Annotated in this window: 5 protein-coding genes; all 5 read left to right on the top strand. The window is 65.0% G+C overall.

Annotation, left to right across the window (positions count from 1 at the left end):
- The first annotated feature begins 68 nt into the window (after positions 1-68).
- Positions 69-2,285: a glycoside hydrolase family 32 protein gene (locus tag ACG2LG_RS18595; RefSeq protein ID WP_396261546.1), complete on the top strand. Its 2,217-nt coding sequence runs from the start codon at positions 69-71 to the stop codon at positions 2,283-2,285.
- 30 nt (positions 2,286-2,315) lie between these two features.
- On the top strand, positions 2,316-4,430 hold the full coding sequence (locus ACG2LG_RS18590) for a DUF2961 domain-containing protein (RefSeq protein WP_396261544.1): 2,115 nt from the start codon (positions 2,316-2,318) through the stop codon (positions 4,428-4,430).
- A 10-nt stretch (positions 4,431-4,440) separates the two neighbouring features.
- Positions 4,441-6,315, top strand: a complete 1,875-nt coding sequence (locus ACG2LG_RS18585) for an arylsulfatase (protein ID WP_396261542.1) — start codon at positions 4,441-4,443, stop codon at positions 6,313-6,315.
- Entirely contained in the window at positions 6,312-7,757 is a 1,446-nt protein-coding gene (locus tag ACG2LG_RS18580) for a sulfatase-like hydrolase/transferase (protein WP_396261540.1), read from the top strand. The genes ACG2LG_RS18585 and ACG2LG_RS18580 overlap by 4 nt, the downstream gene beginning before the upstream one ends.
- Positions 7,758-8,076: 319 nt before the next feature.
- The coding region (locus tag ACG2LG_RS18575; protein WP_396261538.1) for a choice-of-anchor D domain-containing protein at positions 8,077-12,770 on the top strand (4,694 nt) is incomplete at its 3' end.

The following is a 12,770-nucleotide window of genomic DNA, read 5'->3' as shown; positions in this document are numbered from 1 at the left end:
CTCGCCAATGGACCGCGTCTTTGCGCCTCCGCGCGACACCCTCTGTAACAACCAACATCCCAACACCCATGAACATGCACATCAGTATCATCCTGCCGCTTGTCGCCTCGATGGCGATCGCCGCTCCCGAGGCGCAGCTTCTGTTCGACAACAGCGACTTCGAAAAGGGCACCCTCGAGAACTGGACCGCCGAGGGCGACGCCTTCGCGAACCAGCCCACCAAGGGAGACAACCCGGCCAAGCGCGGCCGCCCGGACGGCAGCAAGCACCAGGGCGACTTCTGGATCGGTACGTTCGAAGACTACAATGGCACGTCCGGCCAGCCGGGCCAAAACCAGGGCGACGAACCGACCGGGCGGCTGACCTCCGTCGGGTTTGAGATCGAGCAGCCCTACCTCAACTTCCTCGTCGGCGGCGGCCCGAACGAGCGGACCTCGGTGCGCCTGCGCGTCGGCGACAAGACCTATCTGCTTTCCCCCGGATTCGCCAGCGAGACCATGCAGCCCATCTCCGCCGACGTGGGAGAGTTCAAGGGCAAGACCGCGCGGATCATCCTGCTCGACGACGAGACCGGCGGGTGGGGGCATATCAATGCCGACCACTTCACCGCCTCGGCCGAGCCGCTCGCCAAGGTCGTCGAACCGCGCGAAACCAAGCCGGCCATCCTCGACAAGCGGCGGCAGGTCGCCGAGTTCACCATCGACAAGAAATACATCGTCTATCCGATCGAGAACGGCGACGGGAACCAGTCGGTCAGCCTGCGTGTGGACGACGAGGTGGTGCGCTTCTACAAGACCAATCTCGCCTCCACCGCCGATGACATCGACTGGTGGGCCTTCGAGGATGTCAGCGAGTTCAAGGGCCGGAGGTTGACCCTCACGGTCAGCCGCCATTCCGACGAGGGCTTCAAGCTGATCAGGCAATCCGACACGGTGCCCGGCGCCGACCAATGGGGCGAGGAGCCGCTGCGACCGCAGTTCCATTTCTCGCAGAAGGTCGGCTGGAACAACGACCCCAACGGCATGGTCTACCACGACGGCGAATGGCATCTCTACTTCCAGCACAACCCGGTCGGCTGGGGCTGGGGGAACATGACCTGGGGGCACGCGGTGTCGAAGGATCTCGTCAACTGGACGCAGCTCCCCAACGCCCTGCACCACCGCGAGGGCGATGCCATGTTCTCCGGCGGCGCCGCGGTGGACTGGAAGAACACCGGCGGCTGGAAGACCGGCGACAACGACGTCATCGTCGCCACCTGGACCAGCACCGGCCGCGGCGAGTGCATCGCCTGGTCGAACGACAAGGGGCGCACCTTCATCGAGTACGAGGGCAACCCGGTCCTCAGGCACGGCGGTCGTGACCCGAAGCCGGTCTGGTACGAATACGCCGAGGGCGAGCCACCGCTCTCCGCCGCCGCCGCCAAGCTCGGCGGACACTGGGTGATCGCGGTCTATGACGAGGACAAGGAACTCGGCCGCAACATCGCCTTTTACAGTTCAACCGATTTCAAGAACTGGGAGTTGCAAAGCAAGCTGCCCGGCTACTTCGAGTGCCCCGAGTTGTTCAGCCTGCCGGTTGCCGGCGATCCCAGTGAGGTCCGCTGGGTGGTTTTCGGTGCCGATGCCAAGTATGCCATCGGCACGTTCGACGGCAGGACCTTCACCCCGGAGCACGAGGGCAGGCACCAGCTGCACTACGGGCCATACTATGCCTCGCAGATCTTCTCCGACGCCCCGGATGGCCGCCGCATCCAGATCGGGTGGGCGCGCATCGAGATGAAGGGCATGCCCTTCAACCAGACCTTCACCTTCCCGACCGAACTCTCCCTGCGCCGCACCCCGGACGGCGTGCGCCTGTTCGGCGAGCCGGTGAAGGCGATCGAGAAGATCCACGGCAGGAAGCATGAAACCGCGGACAAGCCGCTCGCGGAGGGCAGGCCGGTCAAGCTCGAGACCTCCGGCGACCTGTTCGACATCCGCGCCACCTTCGAGGTCGGCACCGCCAAGCGTCTCGGACTGATCATCGACGGCCGCCAGGCCTTCGCCTACGACGCCGCCAACAAGAAGCTCAACAATGCCGAGCTCGAACCGGTGGACGGCAGGATCAGCGTCCAGATCCTCATCGACCGCCCCATGATGGAAACCTTCGTCAACCACGGCCGCATGATTATCACTGCGCCCTATCAGAACGACCTCGACATCACCTCGGTCGAGGCCTTCGCGGAGGGCGGCGAAGCCAGGCTCCTCTCCCTCGAAATCCACGAACTCAACGCCAGTTGGAAGTAACGAGCGATTCAGCCCACTCCATACCCGATCATGCAAACTTCTGCGCCTCTGCGCCTCTGCGCGGGTTTCCTCCTGCTGCCCTTCCTGCTGCCGGCACACGCGGAAAAGGCCATCACCTACGCCGACCTCGTCAGCCGCCTGACCGACCTGGAACGGCTCGCCACCCCGATCGTCGAGGGCGAGAAGACCGCCGCCTCGACCAGCCACGACCGCCGGTCCAGATACAACGAGCAGACCGGCCGCTACGAGAACTGGGGTGCCAACAGCGACGGCGGCGGCTGCATCCGCCGTGAGGGCGATGCCCAGGTCATGGTGGATCTCGCGGGCCCCGGGGTGCTCTGGCGCACCTGGTCCGCCCGGGCCACTGGAGGCCACATCAGGATCTTCATCGACGGTGGCGAAACTCCGGTGATCGACAAGCCCTTCAAGGACTACTTCGATGATTTCGAGAAAGACTATCCCGGCCTGGCAATGACCCTTTCCCGGGGCCGCAACGAGTTCATCCCGATCTCCTTCTCGAAGTCCTGCAAGGTCGTCGTCGACGAGGGATGGGGCCTGTACTTCCACGCCACCCACACCCTCTTTCCGCAGGGCACCCGGGTCGAACCGTTCCCGGGATTCACGCCGGAGGTGAAGACGCTGTTGCAGCAAGCCAGCGACGCCTGGCTGAAGCGCGGTGAGAACCCCTATCAGGGTGGCAACCCGAAAAATGGCAACCATACCCTCGAAATTCCCGCCGGCAAGACCGCCGAGGTCAAGCTGCCCGGCTCGGGCGCGATCCGCGCCCTGAAGATCGCCCCGCTCGACCTGCCCGCCGAAGCGATCCAGCGGGAAGACATCCTGCGCGAGTTGACCATCTCGATCTTCTGGGACGGCGAATCCTCCCCCAGTGTCTGGTCGCCACTCGGCGACTTCTTCGCCACCTCGCCCGGCCTCAACCCGTTCAAGACGCTGCCGATGGGCTGCATCGACGGCACGTTCTACTCCTATTGGTTCATGCCCTTCTCGGAGGGCGCGCGCATCGTCCTCACCAACGATGGCGACAGCATGCGCAGGGTCGAGGTCGATCTGGAGACCGTCGCACTGCCCGCGAGCGAAACGCGGAAGCTCCTGCGCTTCTGTGCCGCCTGGCATGGCGGCGACTTCACCGGGCTCGACAAGCAGCGCTTCCTCAAGAACGGCGGTGACCGCTGGCCGGATTGGCCGCTGCTCGTCGTCGAGGGCAAGGGCCGCTACGTCGGCATGACCGAGCATATCTGGAAGTTCGGTGGCTGGTGGGGGGAAGGAGACGAGCGCTTCTTCATCGATGGCGAGAATTACCCGTCAACCGTCGGCACCGGCAGCGAGGATTACGTCGGCTATGCCTGGGCGGCCGAGCCGCCATTCATCACCTTCGACAGCGCCCTGGCCGCGGTTTCCCGCCTCCGGCCCGATGCGCAGGAGGATACTTCGGTCTGCCGCTTCCACGTGTGCGACGACCTGCCGTTCAGTCAACGCTTCGAGGGATTCATCGAGGTGATGCCCAACGAAGATTGCCGCCCCTGCCTCTACGACACCTGCGTCTATTGGTATCGGGAAACCGGCGCCCGCAACCCCTATCCGGTGGTCCCTCCCGAAGGCCGCCGTCACCGGCGTCCCGGACGCCACGAACCGTGGGTCACCCCCGCGACCCTCCAGATCCCCCAGCCGAAACCGGGCACCATCGAGGGTGAAGCTCTGGAGGTTCTCGAAGTCGGCTCCGGCAGGACCTGGATCCAGAACATGGCCGGCTTCCGGGACGGCAAGTGGAGCGGCAATGCCCAACTGATCTGGACTGGAGGCAAGCAGGGCGACACCGCCGAAATCGGGTTCACCGTCGCCGAGGGCGGGAAGTACGAGCTCCTCGTCGTTCTCACCAAGGGCCCCGACTACGGCGTCGTCCAGCTCTCCATCGACGGCGGGAAACTCGGCGAGCCGATCGACTGCCACGACGAAACGGTCACCACCACCGGCGAGATCTCCCTCGGCCACCTCGACCTCGCGGCCGGGAAACACACCCTCCGCGCCACCCTCACCGGGACCAACGAGCAATCCAAGGATGCCGCGGGCGTCGGCAGGCACCTCTTCGGCCTCGACTACCTGCGCCTCCAGCGACCCACTCCATAACTGCCCACCGGTGTTTTCCAGCAACTCCAACATCTCCATCTCAGCGGCTCTGCGGCTTTGCCTGCCGGTCGTAGCCCTGGCGAAGACTGGCGCGAGTCTGCTCTTCGCCAGTCCGCTTCCGGGTGCCACGCCGCCTCCCAACGTCATCCTCATCATCACCGATGACCAAGGCTACGGTGACCTTGCCGCCCACGGCAACCCGGTGCTCAAGACCCCGCACATGGACCGGCTCCACGCCGAAAGCGCGCGCTTCACCGACTTCCATGCCGCCCCAATGTGCTCGCCCACCCGCGGCCAGCTCATGACCGGGATCGACGCGATGCGCAACGGCTGCACCGCCGTCTGCCAGGGGCGCTCGATGATGCGCCGCGAGCTGCCGACGATGGCCGATTTCTTCGCCGGCTCCGGCTACGCCACCGGGCACTTCGGCAAGTGGCACCTCGGCGACAGCTACCCGCACCGCCCGCAGGACCGCGGGTTCCAGGAAACCATCCATCACCGCGCCTGGGGGATCACCTCGCTCGCCGACCATTGGCAGAACACCTACTTCGATCCCGTTCTGTCCCGCAACGGAGTGGACAAGAAGTTCGAGGGCTACTGCACCGACATCTTCTTCGGCGAGGCGATGAAGTGGATCGGCAGGCAGCACGCCGCCGGCAAGCCCTTCTTCCTCTACCTCGCCACCAACACCCCGCACTGGCCCGACGTCTGCGACAAGAGATACTCCGCGCCTTACATCGGCAGGCACGAGGGCAAGCCGATCCCCGACAAGTTCTACGGGATGATCGCCAACCTCGACGAGAACCTCGGAAAACTCGAAGCCTTCCTCGACGAGAAGGGTCTGCGGGACAACACCCTCTTCATCTTCCTGACCGACAACGGCACCCAGAGCAGTGAGGCGCAGGCGATTTTCAATGCCGGCATGCGCGACAAGAAGACCAGCGTCTACGAGGGCGGCCACCGCGTCCCCTGCTTCGTCCGCTGGCCCGCCGGCAAGTTGAAGCACGGCACCGACATCGACGAACTCACCCAGGTCCAGGATCTCCTTCCAACCCTGATCGAACTCTGCGGACTGGACACCACCGGCAAGCCCACCGGCTTCGACGGAGCCAGCCTCGCCGGCCTGATCCGGGGTACCGCCACCAACCTCCCCGACCGCAAGCTCGTCATCCAGTACGGACCGTCCGGCCAGCCGTGGAATCCTGCCGTTGTGCTATGGAAGAAATGGCGCCTCGTCGGCGGCAGGGAACTCTATCATGTCGGCGACGATCCCGGGCAGCAGCAGAACGTCGCCGCAAGCCACCCCGAAATCGTCAAGGCAATGTCCGATCACTATGACTCCTGGTATGCCGAGGCCAGGCCTCTGTTCGATCGACCGCGCTGGATCACGATCGGCTCCGTGCCGGAGCCATCCTCGATTCTCTACGCCCAGGACTGGACCGGCGGCTTCTGCGACAACGGCGGCGGACTGAACCGGGCCACTGCCACGGGCTACTGGAACGTCATCGTCGATCGCGCGGGCGTCTACCAAGTCGAACTCCGCCGCTGGCCCAGGGAATCGGAGAAGACCCTGACCGAGGGGCGAGACGGCCCGGACGATACCGGCCCCAGCGCCCGCCCGATCGCCGCCGCCAACCTCCAGATCGCCGGCGCCAACTACACGCTCGATGTCGAGCCCCGCGCCACCCATGTCACCTTCCGCGTTCGGCTGCCCGCCGGCAAGACGCGGCTCGCAACCCATTTCCTGGACTCGCAGGACCGCACCCTGTGCAGCGCGATCTACACCTGCGTGGAATGGCTGCCCGACCAGGATGCCGCGCTGACCCCCTCCTCCTCCCGCGAACCCAAACCGTCGGCGCGACAGCAAGGGCGCCCCAGTCAATGAAGCGCAAGCATAGCCTGTCCGCGGCTCTGCGGCTTTGCCTGTTCCTGCTGCTTGTCTCCGCCGCCGCAACGGCAGCCGCACCGCCTCCCAACATCGTCCTGATCTTCATCGACGACATGGGATACGGGGACATCGGCCCGTTCGGCAACACGGCGAACAAGACTCCCCACCTCGACCGCATGGCCGTGGAAGGCAACGTGCTGCGCCAGTTCTACGTCGCCAACACCGCCTGCACCCCGTCGCGCGCGGCGCTGATGACCGGCACCTATGCGCATCGCATCGGGATGGACGGGCCGGTCCTGTTTCCGGGCGAAAGGCGCGGGCTCAATCCCGCCGAGATCACCATCGCGGAGATGCTCAAGGAGAAGGGCTACGCCACCGGCCACTTCGGCAAGTGGCACCTCGGCGACCAACCTCCATTCCTGCCGTTGAAGCAGGGCTTCGACGACTACTTCGGCATCCCCTATTCCAACGACATGTGGCCGGGCAACAAGCGCGGCAACCCGGTCACCAAGGGCGGCCCCTACGTGCCGCTGCCCGTCATCCGCGGCGACAAGCCGGTGGCTTATGTCAGCGACGGCGCCGACCAGTCGCTGCTTTGTGAAGTGGTCACCGACGAAGCCGTGGCGTTCATCAGAAAGCATCGTGACGGGCCCTTCTTCTGTTACGTCCCCCACGCCTACGTCCACTCCCCGCGCTATGCCCGGCCCGAGATCATGGCCCGGGCCGGCGGCAACGTGAACCGCGCCAACATCGAGGAGGTGGATGACAGCGTCGGCCGCATCCTCGACACCCTGCGCGAACTCGAACTCGCGCGGCACACCTTCGTGCTCTTCACCTCCGACAACGGCGGCGACGGCGGCCTGTGCATGGGACCCCTGCGCGGCAACAAGGTCAGCGCCAAATACGAGGGCCACATGCGCGTGCCCACCATTACCTGGTGGCCCGGCACCATCCCGGCCGGCACCGGGACCGACGCCATCGCCGTCACCACCGACCTGCTGCCCAGCTTTGCGAAACTCGCCGGCGCCAAAGTGCCCGCCGACCGCATCATCGACGGCAGAAATGTCCTCGACATCCTCCTCGGCAAGCCCGGGGCCAGGTCGCCACACGAGATTCACCACTACGAAAACGAAGGCATCCGCCACGGCGATTGGAAGCTCGTGAGAGTCCGCAAGGGGTTTGAACTTTATGACCTCGCCGCGAACCCCGGTGAAACGAACGACCTCGCCGACCAACATCCCGACCTCGTGGAAGAACTCCGCGAGTTGCTCGCAGCTCACGCCAAACAAATCGCCGCCGTCACCCGTCCCGCCGCCTTCGTCGAGGATGCCCGGCCGATCTTGACCGAGCCCGGCGATCTTCCCCGCCTGCGCGATTACGTCAAGAAGCCCCACACCCGAGCCGCCAACGAGGACATCCCCACCAAGGCGGCACCTTGAGCACGAACACGATCCCGGCAAGCGCGTCCTCCCCGATTTTGCTCACGCCATCATGCACACCGTCATCGATGCCTCGCCGGGGGCGATTCGCATGGCAGTCAAGTGGCGTTTCAGCGTAAAAATTTGCCGCCAAAACGTAAGAAAACCGGTTTGAAAGTCGGGCGCAGCACCCGATCATTCAGCGTCCAATCAACCAATCAGTACGAAACGTGAAATTGCCAGGAGCTTCCGCCCCGATCCCATTCCTTCCGTTCCCCGACGCGGATGACAACGAGAGCGCACGGAGGTCAAACCGATGAAATTGTTGCGGAAATCTCTGTTGATTTTGCTGGTTGGATTGGCCGCGGCAAGGGTCTCGGCGGATGTCAATGTGTTGATCATCGGCTCGGCGGTGGATTCCGGCGACACCTTCACCAACGCCAACTCCGATCCCTTCTCGCCAGCGGGAATCGCGACGCACCTGGACAACATTCTCTCCGGTGCCGGCGTGGGTGCCGTCAATGTGACGGTCGAGGAGCGCTTTGCCACGGCGACCACGGTCCTTGGGCATTCGACGCGTTGCCACAACCTTGCCGGCTGGTATCACTGGCCGTTTCCAGCGGACGTCGAAACCACAACCCGCTGGCCCAACCTGCGCGGCGAGCTGGGGACCGCGTGGGACTACGTCATCCTGATCGGCGATCCCTACACGATGGAGTACACGCCCGGCCTGTACGCGCTGGGCGTTGCCGAGATCAACGAGGAGGTCGCGCAAGGCACGGCCCAGACCATGCTGCTCATGCCCTGGCCCGCGCCCGGCTCGGCGTCGACCGTCGCGCATTACGAAGAAGTCGTCTATCGCACCGGACGTTCGGGCGGGATTCCGGTCGCGCCGGCCGGCCTGGCCTGGCAGGCGGCGGGTTCCCCCACCGGCGGCGGCCACCCGAACAACGACGCCGCCTATATCGCCGCGGCCACCATCTACAGCCGCATGTACGGCCAGAGCGCCTCGAACTCCAGCTACAGCCACAACGACGCCCACGCCGACCTGGCCCACACCACCGTCACCGATGCCATGGCCGCCTCCCACTACAGCGGGCAATTCAGTTTTCAGAATCCTTACTCGATCCTGGGCGACTCCCGGCGGGACGTTCACTTCTCAGAGCAGGGCACCAGCACGGAGGAGGATATTCGCCTCGCCGTCGGCTATGCGATGGACCGCTGCCGCGTCACCAACGACAACTGGTCCTACAACGACAAGTACAACAGCGAGACCCCGGAAGACGACGGTCTGGGCTGGCCGACCGACCGGGAGATGCCCATCGCCTTCAACGAAGGGCGTACCTTCGAGGCGGCGAAGTCCTACAAGGTGAATCCCGCCTACTGGCAGTTGGCCTTCGGCTACCGCTACCACTTCAACACCTGGGGCCGCCCCGTCGACCTGGCCAACGATCACTACATCGGCCAGATGTTCGTGAACGACAACGATCAGGCCAACCGCATGCTCGGCGAGGGACCCACCGCCCGCAACCTGCCAATGCGCACTCTTTGGGCGCAGATCCACAAGCTCTACCCCACCTGGAATCCTCAGCGCGACGGCACCGGCCCCCACCTCAACGCCAACCTCTCCCGGGGCGCCATCGGCGACTACATGTACACCATCTACTCCGGCCGCTGCTCCATCGACCCCAGCCTGGATCCGGAGAGCACCGCCTACAAAATGCAGAAGATTGGCTACGAAACCGCCTGGCGCCTGGGCCGCTGTCAGGTCCGCGCGCCGGGTTTCAAGGTGTTGCCCACTTCCGCCACGGCCACCGATGTCACGCCCGAGACGACGCAGACCCTCTCCGTCCGATTCATGTTTCCGCCCCAAGCCGACGTGACTGTTTCCGTTGTGGCCGATGACCGGTTTGCCGGCTTGGTGAGCCCCGGGACGTTGATCTTTACCCCCGCCAACTACGACACCCCGCAGACCGTGACCGTGACCGGTCAGACCGGCGCGGCCGGGACTCATCCCTTCAACATTGTTTTCAATACCAGCTCCGCCGACCCGGTTTACGACTTGGTGAGTGATTCCTGGGGCTTCTCCAACACCCGCGACGACGGGCCGGCGCCCGGCAACCTGCAGGTGTATGGCAACGGGAACATGGTGATCAGCGGAGATACCACGCCCGAGGCCGGCAACGGCACCGACTTCGGTGACGTCGCGGTCGCAGCCGGACCCGTGGCGCAGCAGTTTACGATCAGCAACCTGGGTGCCGTCACCGTCAGTCTCACCTCGACACCGGCGGTCAGCCTCACGGGCGGGGACGGATATTTCACCCTTTCGCAGGATGCGGCCGACACGACCCTGTCGCCATCGGAAAGCACGACGTTCGAGGTCACCTACAATCCGGCGGTTTCCGGCACCCACACCGCCAGCATCGAGATCGACAGTGACGACCCCGACGGCCCGCTATACACCTTCTCGCTCGTGGGCGTGGGCATGGTCCCGCCCACGGTCGCCAACGGCGCCGCATCGCCGGTTTCCAACAAGACCGCGCGCTTGAACGGGACCGTCTCCGGTGATCAGGGGGATGTGACCGTATACTGGGGACCCTCCGACGGCGGTCAGGCCCCCGGCAGTTGGCAGAACAGCGTCGCGCTCGCCAGGACTTCCGGCGCCTTCTTCACCGACATCAGCGGCCTGGCGCCCGGCCAGACCTACTACTACAACTGCCACGTGGAAAACGTGGCCGGCACGGATTGGGCGGACGGCGGCTCCGTCAGCTTCACCACGACCACGGAATCCCCGATCTTCGCCACCACCATCCTGCCCCAGGCCATCATCAACCAGAGCTACAGCCAGTCGCTCATCGACTGGGAGATCGTGACCGACGCCGACCTGCCGCTGGACACGTTGACTTTTTCCAAGGTCTCCGGACCGACCTGGGTCTCGGTCGGCTCCGACGGCATCGTCTCCGGTACGCCCCCCGCCCTGGGCTCCTTCGACCTGACGATCAACGTCGAAGACGTCTATGGCAACAGTACCCAGGAGACGACAACGATCGAGGTGTTGGATGGCTTGATCATCTTCTCCGACAACTTCAATGACCTGGTGGCCGGCAGCAGCGCGACGGCGGACCTGCTCAACGGCGCCAACGGCAACCCCGTTCGCAGCGGTCAGATCATGCCCCTGGGTTTCAACACCTGGAGCCAGTCCGGCAACATCCAGGAGTCCAGCATCGACAACAGCGCGCTGTTCATGGGCTGGGGCGGCTTGCCGAAGTACACTGCGCATTTCACTGAGACCCCGCTCTCCGATTCCGAGCCGATCGTCGTCTCGATGATGTACTTCGACAGAGCTTCCAACCGCGTCGGCCGCCAGATCCAGCTCCGCGACGCCAACGGAACGGTGATCGTCCAGTTGGGCGGCAACAACACGCACCCGTACGTCATCACCGACGGCTCCAACTGGTCGGTTCCCGTGAACTGGGGCGATGGCAATACCTTCCGCAAATGGGAGTTCACTCTCTACGCCGGCACCTACGACCTGTGGATCGACGCCGACGATGACGACGTCAAGGACGCCGGGGAGTTCTTCAACGGCGTGTCCTACGGCAACGCGCCCACCGCGGGCCTGAACAGGCTTTCCCTGGAGCAGTACTACAACCACAGCGACCGCGGGGCTCACTCTGTGGATGATATCGTTGTCCGCAAGGCCGTGACCGGTCCCAGCTACACCGTCACCTTCGTGGAGGGCGATCACGGCACCCGCACCGGCGGCGGCGAGTTGGTGCAGACGGTCTTCGAAGGCGGGGCTGCGGTCGCCCCGACCATCACGCCCGACCTCGGCTGGAGCCTGGACGGCTGGGATGTCGCCTTCGACAACGTCACCAGCGACCTGACCGTCACCGCGCAATACTCGGCGGTTCCCACCTATACCGTCGCCTTCGTGGAAGGCGCCCACGGCACCCGCACCGGCGGCGGCGATCTGAGCCAGATCGTCAATGAAGGCACCGCCGCGGTGGCTCCTGTCATCACGCCCGATGCCGGCTGGTCCTTCGACGGTTGGGATACAGCGTTCGACAACGTCACCAGCGATCTAACCGTGGCCGCACAGTACAGCCCGGTGACCTACACGTTGACCTATACCGCCGGCGCCGGCGGCGCCATCGACGGCACTTCGCCTCAGACTGTGGGCTACAACGGCACGGGCACGGCCGTCACGGCGGTCCCCGACGCCAACCATCATTTCGTGGACTGGTCGGACAGCTCCACCGCCAACCCGCGGACCGACAGCGACGTCACGGCCGACCTCAGCGTCACCGCCAATTTCGCGATCGATACTTACACCGTCACCTTTCTCGAAGGTGCCAACGGCTCGATCAGCGGCGGCACCGCCGTGCAGATCGTGAACCACGGCAGCGCGGCCGTCGCCCCCAACATCACGCCCGACACCGGCTGGATGTTTACCGGCTGGGACACCGCCTTTGCCAACGTCACCACCGACTTGACCGTGACTGCGCAATATGAGCCGGCCGCCACCTGGTATTCCGTGGCGACCAGCGGCGCCACCCTGGTGGATGATTCCACCGCGGATTGGGCCGCCACCCCGGGTGGTTCGGGCGGGAGTCCCAGTGCTCTGCCCGTCCCCGGCGATTCGGACACCTGGGTGGTCCAGCAGGATCTCCGTGCCGGGTTCACGAACACCACGTGGCATGGCGCAACGACCCGGGTCGACGGCGGGGACAACCATCCCTCACTCGGCTTGTTGTATGCAGCCGGAGCAAACCTGACCTTGCAGGACGTTTACCTCAACGGCGGCGGACTTAACTCGAACGGACATGTCTTTGCCGGCAACACGCTCACGGTGGACGCCACCAGCGGTGGCTACGTCGGCACCGAAGGCGGCGGCGCCACGACGCTCGATTTCAATGCGATCACCGGCGCCGGAACGTTGACCTCGATCGGCATCTTCGACCGGCGCCTTGACCCGGGCTCCGGCGGCGGTGCGGCGATCGCCGCCGGGACCGATCTTTCCGGCTTCACCGG

The sequence above is a fragment of the Haloferula sp. A504 genome (assembly GCF_044385805.1).
Lineage (GTDB): Bacteria > Verrucomicrobiota > Verrucomicrobiia > Verrucomicrobiales > Akkermansiaceae > Haloferula.
Note: the sequence above shows the minus strand (reverse complement) of the source record. Positions and strands in the feature narration are given on the sequence as shown.

Coding starts and splice junctions, on each gene's coding strand:
- ACG2LG_RS18595 (WP_396261546.1), top strand. CDS start 69: ATGAACATGCACATCAGTATCATCCTGCCGCTTGTCGCCTCGATGGCG.
- ACG2LG_RS18590 (WP_396261544.1), top strand. CDS start 2,316: ATGCAAACTTCTGCGCCTCTGCGCCTCTGCGCGGGTTTCCTCCTGCTG.
- ACG2LG_RS18580 (WP_396261540.1), top strand. CDS start 6,312: ATGAAGCGCAAGCATAGCCTGTCCGCGGCTCTGCGGCTTTGCCTGTTC.